23 protein-coding genes are annotated in these 21,205 nt (G+C 63.6%); 3 read left to right on the top strand and 20 right to left on the bottom strand.

Annotation, left to right across the window (positions count from 1 at the left end; translation table 11 throughout):
- Positions 1 to 65: 65 nt before the first annotated feature.
- From ASF16_RS02635 to ASF16_RS02540, 20 genes are all read right to left on the bottom strand, one after another.
- Positions 66 to 854 (bottom strand): pyridoxine 5'-phosphate synthase, encoded by a 789-nt coding sequence (locus ASF16_RS02635; RefSeq protein ID WP_056162141.1) that lies wholly within the window; start codon positions 852 to 854, stop codon positions 66 to 68.
- A complete protein-coding gene (gene recO / locus ASF16_RS02630) occupies positions 851 to 1,618 on the bottom strand; it encodes a DNA repair protein RecO (protein WP_056162139.1) in 768 nt (255 codons plus the stop codon). The genes ASF16_RS02635 and recO overlap by 4 nt, the downstream gene beginning before the upstream one ends.
- 142 nt (positions 1,619 to 1,760) lie before the next feature.
- A complete protein-coding gene (gene era / locus ASF16_RS02625) occupies positions 1,761 to 2,771 on the bottom strand; it encodes a GTPase Era (protein WP_056162136.1) in 1,011 nt (336 codons plus the stop codon).
- On the bottom strand, positions 2,768 to 3,451 hold the full coding sequence (gene rnc / locus ASF16_RS02620) for a ribonuclease III (RefSeq protein ID WP_056162132.1): 684 nt from the start codon (positions 3,449 to 3,451) through the stop codon (positions 2,768 to 2,770). Before rnc ends, era begins: the two co-directional genes overlap by 4 nt.
- Complete coding sequence (locus ASF16_RS02615) at positions 3,451 to 3,816, bottom strand: DUF4845 domain-containing protein (protein WP_056162617.1); 366 nt, start codon at positions 3,814 to 3,816, stop codon at positions 3,451 to 3,453. Before ASF16_RS02615 ends, rnc begins: the two co-directional genes overlap by 1 nt.
- A 35-nt stretch (positions 3,817 to 3,851) precedes the next feature.
- Positions 3,852 to 4,829 (bottom strand): signal peptidase I, encoded by a 978-nt coding sequence (gene lepB / locus ASF16_RS02610; RefSeq protein ID WP_056162130.1) that lies wholly within the window; start codon positions 4,827 to 4,829, stop codon positions 3,852 to 3,854.
- On the bottom strand, positions 4,829 to 6,637 hold the full coding sequence (lepA, locus tag ASF16_RS02605) for a translation elongation factor 4 (protein WP_056162127.1): 1,809 nt from the start codon (positions 6,635 to 6,637) through the stop codon (positions 4,829 to 4,831). Before lepA ends, lepB begins: the two co-directional genes overlap by 1 nt.
- Before the next feature lie 512 nt (positions 6,638 to 7,149).
- Positions 7,150 to 8,622 carry a Do family serine endopeptidase gene (locus ASF16_RS02600; RefSeq protein WP_056162125.1) on the bottom strand — a complete coding sequence of 491 codons (1,473 nt, stop codon included), beginning with the start codon at positions 8,620 to 8,622 and terminating at the stop codon, positions 7,150 to 7,152.
- A gap of 165 nt (positions 8,623 to 8,787) precedes the next feature.
- Positions 8,788 to 9,879, bottom strand: a complete 1,092-nt coding sequence (locus ASF16_RS02595; RefSeq protein ID WP_082516696.1) for a MucB/RseB C-terminal domain-containing protein — start codon at positions 9,877 to 9,879, stop codon at positions 8,788 to 8,790.
- Between the two features lie 39 nt (positions 9,880 to 9,918).
- Positions 9,919 to 10,551: a sigma-E factor negative regulatory protein gene (locus ASF16_RS02590; RefSeq protein WP_056162122.1), complete on the bottom strand. Its 633-nt coding sequence runs from the start codon at positions 10,549 to 10,551 to the stop codon at positions 9,919 to 9,921.
- A 51-nt stretch (positions 10,552 to 10,602) separates the two neighbouring features.
- Positions 10,603 to 11,229 (bottom strand): RNA polymerase sigma factor RpoE, encoded by a 627-nt coding sequence (rpoE, locus tag ASF16_RS02585; protein ID WP_056162119.1) that lies wholly within the window; start codon positions 11,227 to 11,229, stop codon positions 10,603 to 10,605.
- A gap of 13 nt (positions 11,230 to 11,242) precedes the next feature.
- Positions 11,243 to 11,749 carry a hypothetical protein gene (locus ASF16_RS02580; protein WP_056162109.1) on the bottom strand — a complete coding sequence of 169 codons (507 nt, stop codon included), beginning with the start codon at positions 11,747 to 11,749 and terminating at the stop codon, positions 11,243 to 11,245.
- A gap of 195 nt (positions 11,750 to 11,944) precedes the next feature.
- On the bottom strand, positions 11,945 to 13,189 hold the full coding sequence (gene fabF / locus ASF16_RS02575) for a beta-ketoacyl-ACP synthase II (RefSeq protein ID WP_056162105.1): 1,245 nt from the start codon (positions 13,187 to 13,189) through the stop codon (positions 11,945 to 11,947).
- Between the two features lie 48 nt (positions 13,190 to 13,237).
- On the bottom strand, positions 13,238 to 13,477 hold the full coding sequence (gene acpP / locus ASF16_RS02570) for an acyl carrier protein (protein ID WP_003058049.1): 240 nt from the start codon (positions 13,475 to 13,477) through the stop codon (positions 13,238 to 13,240).
- Positions 13,478 to 13,579: 102 nt separating this feature from the next.
- On the bottom strand, positions 13,580 to 14,326 hold the full coding sequence (gene fabG / locus ASF16_RS02565; protein WP_056162102.1) for a 3-oxoacyl-ACP reductase FabG: 747 nt from the start codon (positions 14,324 to 14,326) through the stop codon (positions 13,580 to 13,582).
- Positions 14,323 to 15,273 (bottom strand): ACP S-malonyltransferase, encoded by a 951-nt coding sequence (fabD, locus tag ASF16_RS02560; protein ID WP_056162097.1) that lies wholly within the window; start codon positions 15,271 to 15,273, stop codon positions 14,323 to 14,325. The genes fabG and fabD overlap by 4 nt, the downstream gene beginning before the upstream one ends.
- A 60-nt stretch (positions 15,274 to 15,333) precedes the next feature.
- The gene (locus tag ASF16_RS02555; RefSeq protein ID WP_056162095.1) at positions 15,334 to 16,311 is read right to left on the bottom strand and encodes a beta-ketoacyl-ACP synthase III; all 978 of its coding nucleotides are present in this window, start codon (positions 16,309 to 16,311) and stop codon (positions 15,334 to 15,336) included.
- Positions 16,311 to 17,366 (bottom strand): phosphate acyltransferase PlsX, encoded by a 1,056-nt coding sequence (gene plsX / locus ASF16_RS02550; protein ID WP_056162092.1) that lies wholly within the window; start codon positions 17,364 to 17,366, stop codon positions 16,311 to 16,313. The genes ASF16_RS02555 and plsX overlap by 1 nt, the downstream gene beginning before the upstream one ends.
- A gap of 105 nt (positions 17,367 to 17,471) precedes the next feature.
- Complete coding sequence (gene rpmF, locus ASF16_RS02545; protein ID WP_005794249.1) at positions 17,472 to 17,654, bottom strand: 50S ribosomal protein L32; 183 nt, start codon at positions 17,652 to 17,654, stop codon at positions 17,472 to 17,474.
- Between the two features lie 184 nt (positions 17,655 to 17,838).
- The gene (locus tag ASF16_RS02540; RefSeq protein WP_056162089.1) at positions 17,839 to 18,390 is read right to left on the bottom strand and encodes a DUF177 domain-containing protein; all 552 of its coding nucleotides are present in this window, start codon (positions 18,388 to 18,390) and stop codon (positions 17,839 to 17,841) included.
- 25 nt (positions 18,391 to 18,415) lie between these two features.
- On the opposite strand from ASF16_RS02540, the gene ASF16_RS02535 reads away from it, so the two are divergent.
- The 3 genes from ASF16_RS02535 to ASF16_RS02525 all read left to right on the top strand — a co-directional run bounded on the left by ASF16_RS02535 (position 18,416) and on the right by ASF16_RS02525 (position 21,179).
- Complete coding sequence (locus ASF16_RS02535) at positions 18,416 to 19,015, top strand: Maf family nucleotide pyrophosphatase (RefSeq protein WP_056162087.1); 600 nt, start codon at positions 18,416 to 18,418, stop codon at positions 19,013 to 19,015.
- A 154-nt stretch (positions 19,016 to 19,169) separates the two neighbouring features.
- Positions 19,170 to 19,946 (top strand): SAM-dependent methyltransferase, encoded by a 777-nt coding sequence (locus ASF16_RS02530; RefSeq protein ID WP_056162085.1) that lies wholly within the window; start codon positions 19,170 to 19,172, stop codon positions 19,944 to 19,946.
- Between the two features lie 54 nt (positions 19,947 to 20,000).
- Positions 20,001 to 21,179 (top strand): toxin-antitoxin system YwqK family antitoxin, encoded by a 1,179-nt coding sequence (locus tag ASF16_RS02525; protein ID WP_235507231.1) that lies wholly within the window; start codon positions 20,001 to 20,003, stop codon positions 21,177 to 21,179.
- Positions 21,180 to 21,205: the final 26 nt, after the last annotated feature.

Raw genomic sequence — 21,205 nt, 5'->3', positions numbered from 1 at the left:
TTGTTGAATAAAAAATGGTGTTAACGCTTGTCTGGCAAGCGCCATCAGCTATCAAATCAGGAGCATCAACGTTTTGCGGTCGAACCTGCCTGGATGCACGCCAGGTACGCCTGCACGGTGGCGGCATAGCCCAGCTCCAGCGCGTCGGCCACCAGCGCGTGGCCGATGGAGACTTCCAGCAGGCCGGGCACATCGCGCACGAAGGCGGCCAGGTTGTCGCAGTTCAGGTCATGCCCCGCGTTGACCCCCAGGCCCGCATCCAGCGCCGCCTGGGCGGCATCGCGGTAGCGTGCCAGTTGCTCGGCCTGCTGGGGCGTGCCCCAGGCTGCGGCATAGGGCTCGGTGTAGAGCTCGACACGGTCGGCGCCTGCGGACTTGGCTGCGGCCATCTGCTCAGGCACCGGGTCCATGAACAGGCTCACGCGCACGCCCAGCGCCTTGCATTCGGCGATCAGGGGTTGCAGGCGCTCGGCATCGTGCGGAAAGCTCCAGCCATGGTCGCTGGTGAACTGGTCTTCGCTGTCGGGCACAAAGGTCGCCTGGTGCGGGCGCACCTGGCGGATGAAGTCCATCAGGTTCTGCGACGGGTTGCCTTCGATGTTGTATTCACGGTCGGGCCAGGCCTTCATCAGCGCCGCCAACTCGAACACGTCGTGGCCGCGGATGTGGCGCTCGTCGGGCCGCGGGTGCACCGTGATGCCCTGCGCGCCCGCCGTCAGGCACAGCTCGGCCGCGCGGGTGACGCTGGGTATGCCCAGGTGGCGCGTGTTGCGCAACAGGGCGACCTTGTTGACGTTGACCGACAGGGCGGTGGTCGGGTGCGAAGGCTGGCGGGTGTGGGATGGCTGGTTCATAGGGCCTGCAGGTCGATCATGAGCTGGCGGGTGCGCAGCGTCGGGCTGCCGCAATGGTATTGCAGCACGGCGCGCAGCTGGGGTTTGAGTTCGGCCGCCACCGGCGCGCAGGCCCGCAGTGTGGCGGTGTAGCTGGCGGTGCTGTTGTCCAGGGCCCGCTGCAGCGCCTGCCACTGGTGGCCCTGCAAGCTGGCCCGGTCGTTTGATGACGCGGCGCGCAAGCCGCCCTCGGCCACCAGCGTGTAGCGGGTGGCGGGCTCCAGGGGCGCGAGGGTCATGGTCTGGGCGTCCAGGCTGGGCAACAGGCCGATCTCGCGCAGCAGCAGCAGCTCGAAGCTGCGCAGCACGGGCTCCAGGGCATCGCCATGCTCGCTGGCCAGCACGCGCACCACGCCCGCATAGGCGTCGAACAGGGCCGTGTGCGGGTCGACACGCGCCAGCAGGCGCAGCAGCAATTCGTTGAGGTACAGCCCCGAGAGCAAGGCATCGCCCGTGGGCATCACATGGCCGCCTACCCACTCGGCCCCCTTGAGGGTGTGAATATCGGCACTGCCATCGCCCGACAAGGTGTAAGTAAGCAACAAGGGCTGCAGCGGCAGCAGCACCGGGCGGAAGTTGGAAGTGGGCTTCTTGGCCCCCTTGGCCACCAGCGCCACGCGGCCCTGCCGGCGGCAGAACACCTCCAGGATCAGGCTGGACTCGCTCCAGTCGTAGCTGTGCAGCACGAAGGCGGGTTCATCGGCGATGCGCTTGGCGGCAGCCACGGTGGTGGGTCTTTGGATGCAGTAGAGGGATCGTCAAAGGGACGCTGCCGCCCCGGACAGGGAGCGGCAGGCCGGGCGTTGTGGCTCCACAGACAAGCGACCAGACCAGGCTGCTACTGAACAGTCCGGTCGTGGCGGCGGCTCATTCGTAGCCGAACGAGCGCACACGCGCCTCGTCGTCGGCCCAGCCCGAGCGCACCTTGACCCAGAGTTCGAGGAATACCTTGGCGTCCATGAGTTTTTCGAGCTCCTGCCGCGCCTCGGTGCCAATGCGCTTCAGGCGTTCACCCTTGTCGCCAATGACCATCATCTTGTGGTTGTCGCGCTCCACTACGATGGTGGCGGCGATCTTGACCAGACGTTTGTGCTGCTTGCTCGCCTCTTCCTCGAACCGGTCGATGACGACGGTGGAGGTGTAGGGCAACTCGTCGCCTGTGAAGCGGAACAGCTTTTCGCGCACCGTTTCGGAGGCCAGGAACTTCTCGCTGCGGTCGGTCAGCTCGTCCTCGGCGTACCACCAGCCCTGCTCGGGCAGGTACTTGGCGCAGATGCCGAAGAGGCGCTCGATATCGCCCTTGTTCTTGGCCGACATGGGCACGAACTCGGCAAACGGATGGCGCTCCTGCATGCTCTTGAGCCAGGGCGCGATCTCGGCGCGGCGGTGGATCATGTCCAGCTTGTTGGCCAGCAGCAGTGTAGGGATGCCGGGCTTGAACAACGACAGCACCTTGGCATCGGCCAGCGTGAAGTTGCCCGCCTCGACCACGAAGAGGATCAGGTCCACGTCGCCGATCGCGCCCATCACGGTCTTGTTGAGGGACTTGTTCAGCGCGGTGGCGTGGCGCGTCTGGAAGCCCGGCGTATCGACAAAGATAAACTGCGTGAGCTCACGCGTGCGGATGCCGGTGATGCGGTGGCGCGTGGTCTGGGCCTTGCGCGATGTGATGCTGATCTTCTGGCCCACCAGCGCGTTGAGCAGCGTGGACTTGCCGACGTTGGGCTTGCCCACGATGGCGATCACCCCGCAGCGCTGGCCTTCTACCGCCGCAGGCGGGCGGGAGGCAGCCAGCATGGCCTCAAGATCATTCTGGACACCGGCGCCTGGCGCGCCGTCTTCTTCACCGGCCACATCATGGGTTGCGTCGTTGTTCATAGGTTCTTTGCTTTCAATGTGGCCAGCATGGCCGCTGCTGCGGTCTGCTCGCCCGCACGGCGAGATCCACCGATGCCGCGTTCGGTCAGGCCCAGTTCGGGGATGTCGCACTCGACATCAAAGGTCTGGCGGTGGGCCGCGCCCACCGTCGCCACTACCCTGTATTGCGGCAGCTTCATTTTGCGACCCTGGAGCCACTCCTGCAACGCGGTTTTGGCGTCCTTGGACGCCGCCTGCATCTGGGGGTTGATTTCGACGCTCTCGAAGAGCCGGTGCACCAGCGCCTCCGCGGCCGAATAGCCAGCGTCGATGTAGACGGCCCCGATGAGCGCCTCCAGCGCATCCGCCAGGATGGACGGGCGCTGCTGGCCACCCGATTTCGACTCGCCTTCGCCCAGGCGCAGCACTTCGGAAATCTTCAACCGCTGCGCAAGCTGGTGCAGCGTGTCTTGCTTGACGAGATTGGCGCGAACGCGGGAGAGATCACCTTCGGGCAGGTCGGCCAGCCGCTGGTACAGCAGGCTGGCGACCGCCAGGTTCAGGACGGAGTCACCCAGAAACTCCAGGCGCTCGTTATGATCGGCCGAGAAACTGCGGTGGGTCGTGGCGCGCTGTAACAGCGCAGGGTTGGAAAACACGTGCTGCAGGCGAGCCTGCAGCGATTGAAGGCCTGGATGCACTACTTGGTTTGCCCTTCGAAACGGTAGACAAGGAATGCAGGGCCTGCCAGTGCGATTTCGCGGGAGTATTTAAAAGAAACGACGATCTTGTCTCCGCGCTTCACCACGTCGAGATCCTTGCCCTGTATCGCGCTAATGTTGTCGATAGCGCTCGCGCGATCAAATATCCCGCGGACATCATTCACAGTCGAGCCTTCCTTGGCCGCTTTGGATGCGGCTTTGTTTACGGCTTGATACTCCAAAAATATCGGAATTGACTGCCCGCCAATTGCGAATATTGCAACTGCAATCAACCCAAGAAAAACCACGCCAATGAAAGACAGGCCGCGCTGGCGAGACCGGCGGCCGAAATAGTTGCTATGCATGTGCTTCCCCTCCATTTGTACAGACAGCCGGCTCATCAGTTAAACGAGCCAATACGCTTGAGATTACCGAAATTCATCCACACGAAGAAGGCCCGCCCCACGATGTTGCCCTCTGGGACAAACCCCCAGTAGCGTGAATCCAGTGAGTTGTCCCGGTTGTCACCCATCATGAAATAGTGGCCTTCAGGGACCTTGCAAACCACCCCTTCCACACTGTAGCGGCAGTTCTGGCGGTTCGCAAAGTTGGAAGCACCTTGCACAAAGGCAGGCACGTCCGGGTTGTTCAAAAGCCGGTGCGGCTGCGCGCCAAGCTGCTCTTCGAACTGCTTGAAGTAGCGCATCGAGTCTTCTTCGAAGAAGTCGGGCATGGCCTTGGTGTCCACGGCCTTGCCATTGATCGTGAGGCGCTTGTTGAGGTATGCCACCTCGTCGCCCGGCACACCCACCACGCGCTTGATGTAGTCGAGCGTCGGCTGTGGCGGGTAGCGAAACACCAGCACGTCACCGCGCTGGGGCGTGTTGCCTTCGATGATCTTGGTGTGGATCACCGGCAGTCGTACCCCGTACGTGAATTTGTTCACCAGGATCAGGTCGCCCACCAGTAGCGTGGGGATCATCGAGCCCGAAGGTATCTTGAAGGGCTCGAACAAAAACGAGCGCAGCAGGAACACCACGACAATGACCGGGAACAGGCCCGCGGTCCAGTCGAGCCACCAAGGCTGCATGAGCAGGCGGCCCTTGGCCTCCTGGACATCCAGGTCGACCTTCTGGATGCCCATGCGGTCCAGTTCGGCACGGCGCTGCACCGCGGCGTCTTCCACGGCTTGCGCCGCGCGCCGCCGCTGCGGCAGAAAGTAAAAGCGCTCTGCCAGCCAGTACGCCCCCGTGACCACCGTCGCCAGAAACAGCAGCAAGGCGAAGTTGCCTTCGAGCGCGCCGAAATACCAGGCGCCGATGTAGCCGGCAAAAATGGCCAACACGGCCGACGTCAGAATCTGCATGAATTGAAGCATCAATCTTCCACCTGCAAAATGGCCAGGAACGCCTCTTGGGGCACCTCGACCGAGCCAATCTGTTTCATGCGTTTCTTGCCTGCCTTCTGCTTTTCAAGGAGCTTGCGCTTGCGGCTGACGTCGCCGCCGTAGCATTTTGCCAGCACGTTCTTGCGCAGCGCCTTGATGGTTTCGCGCGCGATGATGTTGGCGCCGATGGCGGCCTGGATGGCCACGTCGTACATCTGGCGGCTGATGATCTCGCGCATCTTGCCCACCACGGCGCGACCGCGGTACTGCGACTGCGAGCGGTGCACGATGATGGACAGGGCATCCACCTTCTCGCCGTTGAGCAGGATGTCGACCTTGACCACGTCGGAGGCGCGGTACTCCTTGAACTCGTAGTCCATGGAGGCATAGCCGCGCGACACCGACTTGAGCTTGTCGAAGAAGTCCAGAACGATCTCGCCCAGCGGCATCTCATAGGTCAGCATGACCTGGCGACCGTGGTAAGCCATGTTCATCTGCACGCCACGCTTTTGGTTGGCGAGCGTCATGACAGGGCCGACGTACTCCTGCGGCATGTAGAGGTGCACCGTGACGATGGGCTCGCGCACCTCCTCCAGGCGACCCTGGTCGGGCATCTTGGAAGGGTTTTCGACCATGACGATTTCGCCGTCGGCCTTGACGACCTGGTAGACCACGCTGGGCGCGGTGGTGATCAGGTCTTGGTCGAACTCGCGCTCCAGGCGCTCCTGCACGATCTCCATGTGCAGCAGGCCCAGAAATCCGCACCGGAAGCCAAAGCCCAGCGCCTGCGACACCTCGGGTTCATAGTGCAGCGACGCGTCGTTGAGCTTGAGCTTCTCGAGCGCATCGCGCAGGGAGTCGTACTCGCTCGCCTCGGTCGGGTACAGGCCCGCAAACACCTGCGGCTGGATTTCCTTGAAGCCGGGCAGCGCCTGGGCAGCGGGGCCGGCGTTGTTGGGCAGCTTCTTTTCCAGCGTGATGGTGTCGCCGACCTTGGCAGCCTGCAGCTCTTTGATGCCCGCGATGATGTAACCCACCTGGCCCGCATCCAGCGAATTGCGAGGCTCGTTGCCGGGCGTGAACACGCCCAGGTTGTCGGCGTTGTACACAGCCTCGCTGGCCATCATCTTGATGCGCTCGCCCTTGAGCAGGCGACCATCGACCACACGCACCAACATGACCACGCCGACGTAGCTGTCGAACCAGCTGTCGATGATCATCGCGCGCAGCGGGCCATCGGCATTGCCGCGCGGTGCGGGCACCTTCGCGACGATGGCTTCCAGAATCTCGTCGATGCCCATGCCGGTCTTGGCCGAGCAGGGAATGGCATCGGTCGCGTCGATGCCGATCACGTCCTCGATCTCGGCCTTCGCATTCTCTGGATCGGCGTTGGGCAGATCCATCTTGTTGAGCACGGGCACCACCTCCACGCCGAGGTCCAGCGCGGTGTAGCAGTTGGCCACGGTCTGTGCTTCGACACCTTGCGATGCGTCGACGACGAGCAATGCACCTTCGCAGGCAGACAGCGAACGGCTCACCTCGTACGAGAAGTCGACGTGGCCCGGGGTGTCGATCAGGTTGAGGTTGTACACCTGCCCATCCTGGGCCTTGTACTGCAGCGCAGCGGTCTGCGCCTTGATGGTTATCCCACGCTCTTTTTCGATGTCCATCGAGTCGAGCACCTGGGCTTCCATGTCGCGCTCAGCAAGACCTCCGCAACGTTGGATCAAGCGATCGGCCAGCGTCGACTTGCCATGGTCGATGTGCGCGATGATGGAAAAATTTCTGATGTGGTTCATCAACGAAAAACGTCAAGTGATTGAATTAAAACGGCGCGCACAAGAAAAAAGGGCGCGTCGAATGGCGACGCGCCCTGAACCAACAATCATTGGCAACTGCGATAGTTGGAACTTCATTGTAGGCAAAAAGCCCGCTGAAAAAAGCCCGCCCGACTGCATCTCAGGGGAGTTGTCACGCTGCAACATGAATTTTATGCACAGCTTATTCACAATTGGCACAACAACAACGCTGGACAACTTGTGGGTGAGCTGTGGATCAGCTGTGCATGGCACGCTGGCATCCCGCATCGTGAACCCGACGCCATTCAATATACCGTTAAGGTTTGAACAGGTGCCCGTATTCTATCGAAATCGATCGATAGAGCGAAACCGATGTAAGCGAAAGCTAACTTTAAAGCGCCACAAAGACCTTGGGCACCTCTGCAAAAAAATAGTGCGACCACCCCAAAAGGCGAGACGCCGAAGGGGTAATGACGCACGTCATCACCCCTTTACGCGCCCCAGGACAGCACTCAGCGGGCAGGACGGATCAGTGCGTATTGCGCCCATTCACCGCGGCGGTACAGCACATTGATCGCCTTGGACTTGTCAGCCTTGGCCAAGACTGACTCGAAGTCTTTCACACCTGCTACTTCGGTGTTGGCGATCGACAGGATGACATCGCCGTCTCTCAGGCCCGCCCGCGCTGCGGCTTCAGTGGCAGCCGTGACAACGACGCCGCCCTTGACCTTGAGCTCCTTCTTTTGCGCATCGGTCAGCTCTGCCACCGCAAGACCCACCTGCTGCGCTGCTGCCGAGGCCTTGGGCTTTTCTTCGCGCTCCGGCGCTTTTGCCACAGCCTTGTCCGGCTCGATCTCGGCGATGGTGAGCGACAGGTCGCGCGATGCTCCGCGGCGGAAGACGGTCACCGTGCTCTTGCTGCCAGGCTTGGTGTTCCCCACCAGGCGCGGCAGATCTGCCACCTTTTCAATCGGCTTGCCGTCAAAGCGCGTGATGATGTCGCCAGCCTCCACGCCAGCCTTGTCGGCAGGCGAGCCCGACTCCACACCCGTGACCAGCGCACCCTGGGCTTTGCCCAGGCCGATGGATTCCGCGACATCGCGCGTGACCTGACCGATCTGCACACCGATGCGGCCCCGGGTCACGCGGCCCGACGCGCGCAACTGCTCGCTCACGCGGATCGCCTCATCCATCGGGATGGCGAACGAGATGCCCATGAAGCCACCTGAGCGCGAATAGATCTGGCTGTTGATGCCCACCACCTCACCGCGCATGTTGATCAGCGGTCCGCCGGAATTGCCGGGGTTGATCGCCACATCGGTCTGGATGAAAGGCAGGTAGTCGCCGGTGTCGCGCTGCTTGGCACTCACGATGCCCGCCGTGACGGTGTTCTCCAGACCGAAGGGAGAGCCGATGGCCATCACCCATTCGCCCACACGCAGGCGGCTCAGATCACCCACCTTGACGGCTGGCAGGCCCGTGGCTTCGATCTTGACCACCGCAACGTCCGTGCGCTTGTCGGCACCGATGATCTTGGCCTTGAATTCACGCTTGTCCGTCAGCGTGACGATCACTTCGTCTGCACCTTCGACCACGTGGGCATTCGTCATCACAAAGCCATCGGCCGTCAGGATGAAACCAGAGCCCACGCCGCGCGGCTGCGCCTCTTCGTCCTGCTGCGGACGCTGGGGGCGCTGCTGCCGCGGCGTATTCGGAATCGGCACGCCGAAACGCTTGAAGAACTCCAGCATCTCTTCGTCCATGCCGTTCGCGCCCGCCCGGCTGGACGCCTTCTCCACGGTGCGGATGTTGACCACCGAAGGGCCCACTTGATCCACCAGGTCCGTGAAATCGGGCAGGCCCCGCACGGCCGCTGCAGGCTGCGCCAACGCGACCTGCGGCAACAACCCTGCGGTGCCAGCCACACCCACCAACACCGATGCAAGCGCCCACGAGCGCAGCACGGTTCCATCAAACTTCGACATCTTTGACCTTTCGTGAAATGTGACGAACGCCGTCATACAACTGTGTGTAACTGTGAAGAATGTGCGTCCAATTGGTTCCCCGGCAAGAGGCATATTCAACCTGGACGGCACTGCATGACACGGCACGGCATGGAACCAGCGGCGCTGCGGTACGCCGCATGCGCATCAACGCGTGCGCTCGAGCTGCCCGGCGAAAAGGCGCAGGGTATGCATCGGCACCTCGCCCACTAGCGTCAGCCACACGTCGGGCGTTATCTTTTGCGCGAGCAACTGCGTGGCGCCCATGCTGGAGACCTGCGGCTGGGCCGGGTGGCGCTGCGCATCGAACGGTTCCATGAACAGCGATACGGACGCCAGGCCATCCGAGTACAGGCACTGCAGGATGCCTTGGGCATCATCGGTGGCAGACACGGCGCGCTTGTTGCAGCTTACCGGCACGAAGCCCGCCACGGGTTGGCGCAGGGTCCAGCCCTCTTCCTTGGCCGTCGTCTTGACCACCGCAGACGCGACCACTTTGTAGCCAGCGGTTGCATCCATCAGGCGCGAGAGTTGATCGGCGCGCACGGGCGCATTGAGGTCGAGCTCCGAAAAGGCGGACTGCTCCAGCACGCGGCCGTCCGGACCGAGCGTCTGCAGCTTGACGACCAGACCGGTTTCTTTCTCGCTCCAGAGCCGGTATCCAAACCTCAGACCATCCAGCGGCTTGAACCACACGACCTCGGCAACCAGCCCGGCGACCCGTTCCTGGCCCAGAGGCTTGGACACATAGAACTGGGAAATGGACGCCCCGTTGACCGCGGGCACGCGCGGGAAAAGGCCTGACGCTTCCTTGCGGTCCATCCGCACCACCCGGGTCTGCGGCCAGAACGTGCGTACTTCGTCATTGCGCCGGAAGATGACCCGGGGCGTGCCGCTCAGGACTTCGACCTGCTCCATCTGCTGCTGGGCATCGCACGCCTGCCAGATCCGCGAGCTGGCCATGGCCCCGGTGGCAGACAGGACCACAAACGTGCCCACATAGGGCCGTGCGCAGGGCGCGCGGTGCATGCGCTCGATCCACTGCACCACGTTGCGCTCAGCAGGGGCCGCAGCGACCTCGACTGCCGATGCAGGCGCAGATGAAGGTAAAGGTGCGCTTGCCTGCGGCGCCCCCATGGCACAGGACACCCCAAAAACGCACAGCGCGGCCCGAACTGGTGCCTTGAGCCATCGATACGCCAACATTGCGGGGCTGACTGCGTCTCCTGGCGGGTTCATCGCACCACCTCAATGCCAATGCCTGTGCCGGCCAGGCATTCAGCGGTTGGGAGTCTCAAAGGTGGCATTGCGCAAGAAACCTGCCGGCATTTGCAACGCCGAGGTGCTTCCAAATTGCTTGTGGGCGGCCAACAGCTCGTCCAGACGCGGGTCACGGATCATGATCTGCTGCCCGTCAGCATCGGCAACCGCCACCACGGGCGCTGCCACAGAGCCCGCCTGTGCTGGGCGCTCCGCAGATTGCTGGGCCAGTTGCGCGCCCGCCGGCACCTGCCCTGCCCCGCCTTGCAGGCTGGACAGCGACGACCAGCCGATGGCAGCCACTGCGGCCATCGAGGCAAATCCCGCGGCCATCTTCCAGCGGAAAACGGACGCATTGGCTGCCGCCGTTGCCACAGGGGCCACCACAGCCACCTGCACGGGCTCCTGCGCCCGCACCGGCAGCGGCTCCTTGGCCAATTCCGTGCGCAACCGGCTCATGAAACCCGTGTCGACGGACTGCGCGAGCTCCGGCGAGCGCAGCACATCGCCGACCAGGTGGTACAGCTCCCACGTGGCCATGGCTTCATCGTCCTGGCCCGCATAGGCCAGCGCATCCGCCAGTTCAGCGCCTTGCAGCTGCCCGTCTGCCAGCGCAGAAAGTTGTTCTCGTTTGTCCGTACTGTCCGCCATGGAACTACCCGTCGATTTGATGTTTGCTACAGCCTTGTTCATTTCATCACCTCACCACCGTTTGCCCGACTGGTTTTCGAGCAAAGGACGCACCCGGGCCGAAATGGCCTCCCGCGCCCGAAAAATTCGCGACCGGACCGTGCCGATGGGGCATCCCATCGCCAGCGCGATCTCGTCGTAACTCAGCCCTTCGATCTCACGCAGCGTGACCGCCTGGCGCAAATCCTCGGGTAAGGCCTCCATCGCCGCATTGACGGCTTGCGCGATTTCTCGGGCAGCGAGTACGGTTTCGGGGGTTTCTTCGCTGGTTAGTTCATGTCCGAGGCGGGAAGTTTCATCTTCGTCGTCATTCCCTCGCAGCGCGTTTTCAGAGATGACCGGGTTGCGCTTCATGTCCATGAGCGCTTTTTTGGCCGTGTTCACCGCGATACGGTAAAGCCAGGTGTAGAACTGGGCCTCTCCGCGAAATTGGTGCAGGGCCCGGTAGGCGCGGATGAAGGTTTCCTGCGCGATGTCCGGAATGATGTCCGTATCGCGCACCATCCGGCCAATGAGCCGCTCGATGCGCCGCTGGTATTTAATGACCAGCAACTCGTAGGCACGCTGATCGCCCGCAACCGTGCGCTCCACCAGTTGGAGATCACTGTCCTCGGAAGGGGAAGGCGTATTTACAGTCATTGATGCTCGAAAATCACGCCCCACGGCTACCAGCCGGGGCGATTGCGTCAGGGTCAACGCCCGGCTTGGCGCGCGAATATACCGCACGGCGCAGATCCATCCAACGCTCGGGTTGGCTTGAACGCTCCAGCCATAGCCAGAGATCGCGACGCCCCGCGGGCGAAACATGCACCCACAAGTGCGACTGCATGTCGAGAAAGATTCCCGGCGGGCCAGAAAGTGCCCGGGCCTGCCCATCGGCATGTCCGCCAGCCACAGTGACCGACCAGGACTGCCCATCCCAGCGGAGGGTGCCCACAGGCTGACGGCGCCAGAAATCAAAGGCATTGATCGCGGCTACCAGCCACACGCCCATGGCCACCCAGACGGGCCACTGGATACCCGCACGAACGCCCTGCAACGCCCAGGCCACCAATCCGCCGAGTCCCCCTGCCGCCACGGCGACAAGAAAAGCCGCCAGAACGCTGCTGCGTCCGAAGGGATAGTTCACCGCCGGGGCGTACCGCGCCAGCTTGCTCATGGGGCCTGATGCCTCACGCTGAAGACGGGAGACTCAGAAGCGTGCAAGCGCAGCGTTTGCGAGAACCCGCCTTGCCTGCGCACGCAAAGCGCGCTGCCGTCTGGGCGCTCCAGGCGTGTTTGAGAACTGCAGGCAAAGAGACTGCACCCCAAAGACCAATCCACAGTGTCCACCGCGAAGCAATGGACACCGCGTTCAGGCGCGCTTGAACACCAGCGTGCCGTTGGTGCCCCCGAAGCCGAAGTTGTTCTTCACGGCCACGTCGATCTTCATGTCCCGGGCCGTGTTGGCACAGTAATCCAGATCGCACTCGGGGTCCTGGTTGAACAGGTTGATCGTGGGCGGCACCTTCTGGTGGTACAGCGCGAGCACGGTGAAAATACTTTCGATGCCGCCCGCTCCACCCAGCAGATGGCCGGTCATGGATTTGGTCGAGCTCACGACGGTCTTGTAGGCGTGGTCGCCCAGGGCCGCCTTGATGGCATTCGTTTCGTTCAGGTCGCCCAGCGGCGTGGAGGTGCCGTGCGCGTTCAGGTAGTCCACTTGGTCGGCATTCATGCCTGCATTGCGCAAGGCGTTGAGCATCGCGCGGCGCGGGCCGTCCATGTTGGGTGCCGTCATGTGGCCGGCGTCGGCACTCATGCCGAAGCCGCTCAGTTCGGCGTAAATCTTGGCACCGCGGGCCTTGGCATGCTCGTACTCTTCGAGCACCATGACCCCGGCGCCCTCGCCCAGCACAAAACCGTCGCGGTCCTTGTCCCAGGGGCGGGATGCCGTCTTGGGATCATCGTTGCGCGTCGACAGCGCACGCATGGCAGCGAAGCCGCCGATGCCCAGCGGCGAGACAGTGGATTCGGTACCACCCGCCACGACCACGTCGGCATCTCCGTATTCGATCATGCGGCCCGCTTCGCCGATGCAATGCAAGCCCGTTGTGCAGGCAGTCACCACAGCGAGGTTAGGACCCTTGAATCCAAACCGCATGGACACATGCCCCGCCACCATGTTGATGATGGACGCCGGCACGAAGAACGGCGTGACACGCCGGGGACCCCGGTTGGTGAGCTCGGCATGGGTGTTTTCGATCAGTGGCAGGCCACCGATCCCGGAGCCAATCACGCAGGCAATGCGGGTGGCCAGATCTTCACTGAGCGCTTCACCCGTCGGCAGGCCCGCATCCTGCACGGCTTGTGCAGCAGCGGCAATGCCGAAGTGGATGAAACTGTCCATCGCGCGCGCATCCTTGGCGCTGATGTACGACTCCAGGTCGAAACCCTTGACCTCCCCTGCAATCTTGCAGGCGAAGTTCGATGCATCGAACTTGGTGATAAGGTCAATGCCGGACTGGCCGGCAAGAATATTGGCCCAGGACTCGGCCACCGTGTTACCCACGGGGCTGACGCATCCCAGGCCGGTCACGACAACGCGACGACGGCTCATGCGTGAAAACCTTCTAGCTGATCGCTTGAGTCAGGCGCAGTGCGCCGCTCAGGCCTTCTGGTGGGTGTTGGCGTAGTCGATGGCGTTTTGCACCGTCGTGATCTTCTCCGCGTCTTCGTCGGGGATCTCGATGCCGAATTCGTCTTCCAGGGCCATCACCAGTTCTACCGTGTCCAGCGAATCAGCGCCGAGGTCAGCGACGAACGCCTTTTCGTTCGTGACTTGGGACTCTTCCACTCCGAGTTGCTCGGCAATGATTTTTTTGACGCGTGCTTCGATATCGCTCATGGTTTCCCTCTGGGGGTTGTGAATGAATCCGCGATTCTAGCTGCTTAAGGAGAAGCCCTAAACAGCCCGCCGTCCGGATGAAGCGGCGTTATCTTTCATTAATTACATGTACATGCCGCCATTGACGTGCAACTCCTGCCCCGTCACATAACCAGCCTCGCGCGAGGCGAGATAAGCGACCGCATGCGCGATGTCCCGAGGCTTGCCCATGTGGCCCAGCGGGATCTGTGCATTGAGCGCTTTTTGCTGCTCTTCGGCCAACACGGACGTCATGTCCGTCTCGATGAAACCGGGTGCCACGCAGTTCACGGTGATGCTGCGGCTGCCCAGCTCACGGGCCAGTGCACGCGTCATGCCGGCCACGCCCGCCTTCGCCGCGGCGTAGTTGGCCTGTCCCGGATTGCCGGACGCGCCCACCACACTGGTGATGCTGATGATGCGCCCGAAACGCTGCTTCATCATCGGACGAATGGCGGCGCGGCTCATGCGGAAAACGGCCTTGAGATTGGTGTCGAGCACCGCATCCCAGTCATCGTCCTTCATGCGCATGGCCAGGGTGTCGCGGGTGATGCCTGCGTTGTTCACCAGCACGTGCAGACCGCCCTGCTGCTTGACGATGGTGTCCAGCAGCGCGTCGATGGCCGCCATGTCGTTCACATTCAGATTGGCGCCGCGGCAGCCTGGGTAGGCCGCAAGCGCCTGGCTGATACGCTGTGCGCCTTCGTCCGTAGTGGCAGTGCCCACCACCTGGTAGCCGCGCACGGCCAGCTCCAGCGCGATGGCCGCGCCGATGCCGCGCGATGCGCCGGTGACCAGCGCGACCTGCGCTGCCGATGAGGTTTCCGTCATGCCAGCAACTCCCGGGTTTCGGCCAGCGAGGCCGGATCAAATAGGGCGCCACCGACCAGTTCAGGGTCGATGCGTTTGGTGAGGCCCGCCAGCACCTTGCCAGGGCCGCTTTCGATGATGTGGGTGATGCCACGCGCCTTCAGGGCGTGCACGCATTCGACCCAGCGCACGGGGCCAAAAGCCTGGCGGTACAGCGCATCGCGGATCGCGTCGGCATCTTGCTGCAGGGCCACGTCCACGTTGTTGAGAACGGGAATCTGCGGCGCCGCGAGCGCCACATCCGCCAGCGCTGCACGCAGCTTATCGGCCGCGGGCTTCATCAGACTGGAGTGGAAAGGGGCCGACACCGGCAGGGGCAGCGTGCGCTTGGCGCCTGCAGCCTTGAGCACTTCGCAGGCCTTGTCCACGCCCGCCTTGGTGCCCGCAATCACGGTCTGGATGGGGTCGTTGAAATTGACCGCCTCGACCACTTCCGAAGTGCCAGGGCCGAACGAAGCCAGTGCTTCGGCACACCCGGCGATGACCTTGGCCGAATCCATGCCCAGGATGGCCGCCATGGCACCCGTACCCACCGGCACGGCTTCCTGCATGGCGGCAGCGCGCAGTCGCACCAGCGGCGCGGCTTGCGCCAGCGTGAGCACGCCCGCAGCCACCAGCGCCGAATACTCGCCCAGCGAGTGCCCGGCCACCGCAGCCGGCAGCGCACCACCTTCGGCACGCCACACGCGCCAGGCCGCGACACCCGCCACCAGCATCACAGGCTGCGTGTTCGTCGTCAGTGCCAGCGCTTCCTTGGGGCCATCCTTGATCAACTGGCCGACGTTCTCGCCCAGCGCATCCGAGGCCTCCTGCAGCGTCTGCAAGACCACGGGGTTGTCGCCCCAGCCGTCCAGCATGCCCACGGACTGAGAGCCTTGCCCGGGAAAGACCAATGCAAAAGTCTTCATGAAAAATCCAGAAATATGGTTGAAATCTCGCCCTACCGCTTGCCCAGCAAGCGCAGAAAGCTACAACTTCAGGAGCACGGCGCCCCAGGTGAAGCCGCCGCCCACACCTTCGAGCAGCAGGGTCTGCCCCTTCTTGACCTGACCGGTGCGCACACCGTGGTCGAGCGCCAGGGGAATGGACGCCGCCGACGTATTGCCATGCTGGTCCACCGTGACCACCACCTTGTCCATGGGCAGCTTGAGCTTTCTGGCGGTGCTTTGCATGATGCGGATGTTGGCCTGGTGAGGAATCAGCCAGTCGATATCTGCTTCGACCAAGCCCGCCTTGGCCAGCACGGCATGGGCTGCCTTTTCAAGCACCCCGACCGCCAGCTTGAACACGGCCTGTCCGTCCATCTTGAGCAGTGGGTCGCCCAGCACCTGCCCACCCGAGACACCGCCCGGCACACACAGGATGCCGACATGCTTGCCGTCGGCATGCAGATCACTCGACAAGATGCCGGGCGTGTCTGACGCCTCCAGCACCACAGCGCCGGCTCCGTCGCCAAACAGCACACAGGTCGTGCGGTCGTTGAAATCCAGGATACGGCTGAACACCTCCGAGCCGACCACGAGTGCGCGGCTGGCTCCGCCGGACTGGATCATGGCGTCGGCCACCGCCAGCGCATACACAAAGCCGCTGCACACGGCCTGCACATCGAAGGCGGGACAGCCATTGGCACCCAGCTTGTTCTGCAGGATGCAAGCGGTGGAGGGGAACACCATGTCCGGTGTGGACGTGGCCACGATGATGAGATCGATGTCCGTGGGTTGCAGGCCCGCCGCCTGCAAGGCATTGCGTGCGGCTTCCAGCCCCAGGTCGCTGCTGCCGACATCGGGCGCGGCAAAGTGGCGCGCCCGGATACCGGTGCGTTCCACGATCCATTCGTCCGAAGTTTCGATACCGCGCTGGCCCAATTCAGCTACCAGATCGGCGTTGGTCAACCGGCGCGGGGGCAGATAGCTGCCGGTACCGGTAATGCGGGAGTAGCGTCTCATCAATGTCTCGTCGTCGCCGCTACGCCAGGTTGGGTCTGGGCATCTGCGGGCGCGAGGAGCGGGGCCGCATGCGCAATCCGGGTCCGGACGCGGTCGAGCAGGTTGTTGCGGGCTGCATCATACGCCCGGTTCAAAGCCTGCTCGAAAGCCATTGTGTCCGCCGATCCGTGGCTCTTGAAGACCAGTCCGCGCAGCCCCAAAAGCGCCGCACCGTTGTAGCGCCGGTAGTCCATACGCTTCATCAGCGCTTTTAGGACCGGATAGGCCACGATGGCAGCCATTTTGGTGAAAATGTTGTGCGAGAACTCGGCCTTCAGGGCGCCGATGATCATGGACGCCACACCTTCGCTCGCCTTGAGGGCCACGTTCCCCACAAATCCGTCACATACCACGATGTCGACAGTACCCTTGAAGATGTCGTTGCCCTCGACATTGCCAAAAAAGTTCAGATCGCCGGCGTTGCCAGCAGATCGCAGCAGTTCACCGGCTCTTTTGATGACTTCGCTGCCCTTGATGACTTCTTCACCGATGTTCAGCAAGCCGACGGTGGGCTCGCCACCCTCTTGAAGGGCCGACACCAGCGCGGAGCCCATCACCGCGAACTGCAGCAGATGCTCGGCCGAGCAGTCCACATTCGCACCCAGGTCCAGCACCGTGGTGGCACCGCCCAAGGCATTAGGCAACTGGGTGGCGATCGCAGGGCGGTCGATGCCGTCCAGGGTTTTGAGGAGATAGCGGGCAATCGCCATCAGTGCGCCGGTATTGCCGGCTGACACGGCAGCCGCGGCAGCCCCGTCCTTGACCTGCTGGATGGCAACGCGCATGGAAGAGTCTTTCTTCTTGCGCAGGGCCACTTCCACCGGGTCGTCCATCGCCACCACCTCGGTGGCGACAACGACCGTGGCCCGATCGTGCGAAAACGACTGCAGGCTGTCCGCCAGGCCGACGAGCAGCAGGCGAGCATCCGGATGATTGTCGAGAAACTGACGGCACGCCGCGAGCGTGACGCGGGGGCCATGGTCGCCCCCCATGCAGTCAACAGCCAGTGTGATCATGGGCGACTAGTCTGACTGGCCGTGGGCCAGCGATGAAATGCAATAACCAAAACAAAGGCCCGCGCTACGCTTTCAGTAGCAACGGGCCTGTGGATGGTGCGAAGGTCAGGCTTCGGACTTGTTCTTCAGCACCTGGCGACCACGGTAGAAACCGTTGGGGCTGATGTGGTGACGCAGGTGGGTTTCACCGGTGGTGGGTTCCACTGCAATGCCTGGCACATTCAGGGCATTGTGCGAACGGTGCATACCGCGCTTGGAAGGGGACTTTTTGTTTTGCTGAACGGCCATGATGGCTCCTGGTCTGAATAGGTTGGTAAATACGCGATCAGCCCATAAAGACACGAGGGGATTCGCGTGAAGCCCTCGATTATAACCCAAATGATTTTGGGGGCTGTCTATACCCTTTCGGGCGACTCATCCTCCACATGTCGGCACAAGGCGACAGCCTGGTCGGCAAGCCCCTTCGCGCGGCTCACTGCCCCTTGGTGTCCTTGCGCAAACCCGCCAAGGCCGCGAAGGGATTGGGCTTGTCGGCACTGGCTTCCTCGAAGTCGTCGTCGGTCGATGCCATGGGCACCGAGGTCGGGCATTCGTCGTGCTTGGGCACCACGGGCAGCGCCATCAGCAGTTCGTCTTCGATCAGCTCGCGCAGGTCGAACTCGCGGGTCATGGCGAGCAGGTCTTCCTCGCTCTCGTCGTCCAGCGCTTCAGCGGTGGCCTCGTCGGCCACGAAGCGGAACTCGCGGTCGACCTCCAGGGGCACGTCCACCGGCGTCAGGCAGCGCTGGCATTCCATGGGGAAGCTGGCGGTGACCTTGATGCGCAGCCATACCTGCCCCATACCGCCCAGCGCGGTGCGCACCTCGCCCACGGCTTCCCAGTCCACCATCAGGTCCGGGTGCAGGCCTTTGGCCTCCTGGGCCAGGCGCTCGTACTTCAAAAGTGATTCGTGGCCCGACAGCCGCCCGCCCGCCTGTGCAAAGGCTTTCACGTCCAGGCGTTGAGGGGAGAATTCCTTGGTCATGGCGGCAGTGTAAGAGAATCGGCGCATGCTTCAATCCCCTCCCTTGCAACGCCCTCTGGTATTGGGCTCGACCTCGCGCTACCGCCGTGAATTGCTGGAACGGCTGCGTCTGCCGTTCGACGTGGCCGCCCCCCATGTGGACGAGACCCCCGAGCCCGGCGAAGCCCCCCGCGCCCTGGCGCTGCGGCTGGCCCTGGCCAAGGCCCGCGCCGTGGCGCAGCAGCACCCCGAGGCCGTCGTGATTGGATCGGACCAAGTGGCCGACCTGGCGGGCACGCCGCTGGGCAAGCCTGGCGAACACGAACGCGCCGTCCAGCAACTGCGCCAGATGCGTGGGCAGACGGTGATTTTCCAGACGGCCGTGGCCGTGGTGTGCGCAGCCACGGGGTTCGAGCAGGTCGACCTGGCGCCGGTGGAAGTGAAATTCCGAGACTTGTCCGATGAAGAGATCGAGCGCTACCTGCGCGCCGAGCAACCCTACGACTGCGCCGGCAGTGCCAAGAGCGAAGGCCTGGGCATCGCGCTGCTCGACGCCATCCACAGCGACGACCCCACGGCCCTCATCGGCCTGCCGCTGATCCGCACCTGCCGCATGCTGCGCGCCGCGGGCCTGGTGTTGCCGTGATCAAGCACCCCCTGAGGCGCTTCGCGCCTTCCCCCTCTCCTTCGGGAGGGGGACGCACCCGGTGGCCTGGCAAAGCCAGTTCCACGGGTGCACTGGCATGGACCGCGTCCAATTCTGAGTCCTCGGACCCTGAACAACGCACTAAATACTCCCAATGAAAACAAAAACCGGAACCCTGTTCCTGGTACCCGCCCCGCTCGACTTTGGCTGCGACACCACCGCCCCGCTGCAGGACGCCCTGCCCGACAGCACCCTGCAGACCGCCGCGCGCCTCACGCACTGGGTGTGCGAGAACGCCAAGAGCACCCGCGCCTACCTCAAGCGCATCGATGCACTGCACCCGCTGGCCGCCCCCCTGCAGCAGCAGCAGATCACCGAACTGCCGCGCGAGGTGCACAAGAAGGGCGACCACGGCGACAAGGGCTCCGCGCCGTTCGACGCGCGCCCCCTGCTGGCTGCCGCGCTGGCGGGGCACGACATCGGCCTGGTCAGCGAGGCTGGCATGCCTGCCGTGGCCGACCCTGGGTCATCCGTGGTGCGCGCGGCGCACGATCTCTCCATCCGCGTGGTGCCGCTGGTCGGACCGGTGTCGCTGCTGCTGGCACTGGCGGCCAGCGGGCTCAATGGGCAGAACTTCGCCTTCGTGGGCTACCTGCCGCAGGATGCGCAGGAACGCACCCAGCGCATCAAGGAGCTGGAGGGTCTGGCCCTGAAAACCGGCCAGACCCAGCTGTTCATCGAGACGCCCTACCGCAACGCGGCGCTGTGGCAGGCCCTGGTGCAGGCGCTGCAGCCCCACACCCGCCTGGCCCTGGCCAGCGGCCTGACGCTGCCGGAAGCCCGCATCCAGAGCCAACTGGTCCGCCAATGGCGCCAGCAGCCCGCGGCACCGGACAACCGCACACCTGTCGTGTTCGCGCTGGGCCGGTAAAAAAAGCAGCGTGCAACAGCGCACGACGGCGCACAGCACCATGGAGCCACACCCATGAAATACATCGTCACTACTATTTTTATAGCTGCCAGCGCTTATGGAGCAAGCGCCAGCGCCATTATTCGCTGTGAAATGGATGGCAAGCCCCTCAACGTCTCCAACGGCGCGGAGCTGGCGGGCAAGTCGGGGCTGGTGCGATGCCGGGAAGAAGACACCGGCCACCTGCAGCGCGAGCAAGAGCTGCGCAACGGCAAGTTCATTGGCCAGGAGCGCATGTTCGACCGCGAGGGCCGGCTGCTGCGTGAGCGCACGGTGAACGAACGCGGCAACAGCCACGGTCGGGTGGCGGAGTTCTGGCCCAACGGCCAGGTGCGCCGCGAGGAAACCGCCGACAACGGCCGCACCCAGGGCACTGTGCGCCGCTTCGACGCCACGGGCCGGGTGGAGCGCGTGTCGTTTCATGGCGAGGGGCAAGAGCTTTTCCATGTCGAATACAACAGCAAGGGCCAGCCCATGCGCCTGCTGTGCCCGCGCAGCAGCGTGCTGCCCGACGACCGCAAGCTCTGCGGCTTCGCCGGCGCCACCGACACCGAGCTGTTCGCCGAGAGCGGGGCGCGGTCTGCGCAGCTGCGCTACGACCAGGGCCGCCTGCTGAGCGCCACCGAGTGGTCCAGCGACGGCGTCGTGTCGGCCCAGCAACTGGTGGTGGACGGCCGGCGCGTGCACAAGAGCTTCTACACCGAGGGCGGCAAGAGCGTGCTGCGCGAGGAACGTGTCTTCAACCCCGACGACCGCACGCTGCGCGACACGCGCGGCCAGCTTTTCAGGGCCAGACGCTATGGCGCATCAGGCCAGCCTATCGAGCAACGCAGTTTCGAAGACGGCCGCGAGGTACAGGTGGAACGCTGGTACCTGAACGGGTCCGTGCGCGAGCGCAGCACCGTCAGCGGCAGCGGCAAGGACGCCCGCCAGCTGCGCGAGATGTACCGCGACGACGGCAAGCTGGCACGGCGCGAGCAGCTCAACGCGGACCAGTGGCCCGTGGGCACGCAGCAGGCCTTCCACGAGAACGGCCGGCTGGCGACGGAGGAGCAGTACTCCACCCCCGACGCGCGGGGCCGCACACGCCTTACGGCCCGCAAGCAGTGGGATGAATCCGGCAAGCTGATCGCCGACGACACCATCCTGGAAGACGGCTCCCGCCAGCGCAAAGCTGCCGGAACCGACAGCTGATACGGGCCTGCCCCAAAAAAAATAAC

The sequence above is a fragment of the Acidovorax sp. Leaf78 genome, from assembly GCF_001422735.1.
Taxonomy (GTDB): domain Bacteria; phylum Pseudomonadota; class Gammaproteobacteria; order Burkholderiales; family Burkholderiaceae_C; genus Acidovorax.
This window is presented reverse-complemented; position numbering and strand designations above follow the sequence as displayed.

Bases quoted from the DNA above. Each gene is read 5' to 3' on its own strand.
- ASF16_RS02635 (WP_056162141.1), bottom strand. From the start codon at position 854: ATGAACCAGCCATCCCACACCCGCCAGCCTTCGCACCCGACCACCGCC.
- era (WP_056162136.1), bottom strand. From the start codon at position 2,771: ATGAACAACGACGCAACCCATGATGTGGCCGGTGAAGAAGACGGCGCG.
- ASF16_RS02615 (WP_056162617.1), bottom strand. From the start codon at position 3,816: ATGCATAGCAACTATTTCGGCCGCCGGTCTCGCCAGCGCGGCCTGTCT.
- lepB (WP_056162130.1), bottom strand. From the start codon at position 4,829: ATGCTTCAATTCATGCAGATTCTGACGTCGGCCGTGTTGGCCATTTTT.
- lepA (WP_056162127.1), bottom strand. From the start codon at position 6,637: ATGAACCACATCAGAAATTTTTCCATCATCGCGCACATCGACCATGGC.
- ASF16_RS02600 (WP_056162125.1), bottom strand. From the start codon at position 8,622: ATGTCGAAGTTTGATGGAACCGTGCTGCGCTCGTGGGCGCTTGCATCG.
- ASF16_RS02595 (WP_082516696.1), bottom strand. From the start codon at position 9,879: ATGAACCCGCCAGGAGACGCAGTCAGCCCCGCAATGTTGGCGTATCGA.
- ASF16_RS02590 (WP_056162122.1), bottom strand. From the start codon at position 10,551: ATGGCGGACAGTACGGACAAACGAGAACAACTTTCTGCGCTGGCAGAC.
- rpoE (WP_056162119.1), bottom strand. From the start codon at position 11,229: ATGACTGTAAATACGCCTTCCCCTTCCGAGGACAGTGATCTCCAACTG.
- ASF16_RS02580 (WP_056162109.1), bottom strand. From the start codon at position 11,749: ATGAGCAAGCTGGCGCGGTACGCCCCGGCGGTGAACTATCCCTTCGGA.
- fabF (WP_056162105.1), bottom strand. From the start codon at position 13,189: ATGAGCCGTCGTCGCGTTGTCGTGACCGGCCTGGGATGCGTCAGCCCC.
- acpP (WP_003058049.1), bottom strand. From the start codon at position 13,477: ATGAGCGATATCGAAGCACGCGTCAAAAAAATCATTGCCGAGCAACTC.
- fabG (WP_056162102.1), bottom strand. From the start codon at position 14,326: ATGACGGAAACCTCATCGGCAGCGCAGGTCGCGCTGGTCACCGGCGCA.
- fabD (WP_056162097.1), bottom strand. From the start codon at position 15,273: ATGAAGACTTTTGCATTGGTCTTTCCCGGGCAAGGCTCTCAGTCCGTG.
- ASF16_RS02555 (WP_056162095.1), bottom strand. From the start codon at position 16,311: ATGAGACGCTACTCCCGCATTACCGGTACCGGCAGCTATCTGCCCCCG.
- plsX (WP_056162092.1), bottom strand. From the start codon at position 17,366: ATGATCACACTGGCTGTTGACTGCATGGGGGGCGACCATGGCCCCCGC.
- rpmF (WP_005794249.1), bottom strand. From the start codon at position 17,654: ATGGCCGTTCAGCAAAACAAAAAGTCCCCTTCCAAGCGCGGTATGCAC.
- ASF16_RS02540 (WP_056162089.1), bottom strand. From the start codon at position 18,390: ATGACCAAGGAATTCTCCCCTCAACGCCTGGACGTGAAAGCCTTTGCA.
- ASF16_RS02535 (WP_056162087.1), top strand. From the start codon at position 18,416: ATGCTTCAATCCCCTCCCTTGCAACGCCCTCTGGTATTGGGCTCGACC.
- ASF16_RS02530 (WP_056162085.1), top strand. From the start codon at position 19,170: ATGAAAACAAAAACCGGAACCCTGTTCCTGGTACCCGCCCCGCTCGAC.
- ASF16_RS02525 (WP_235507231.1), top strand. From the start codon at position 20,001: ATGAAATACATCGTCACTACTATTTTTATAGCTGCCAGCGCTTATGGA.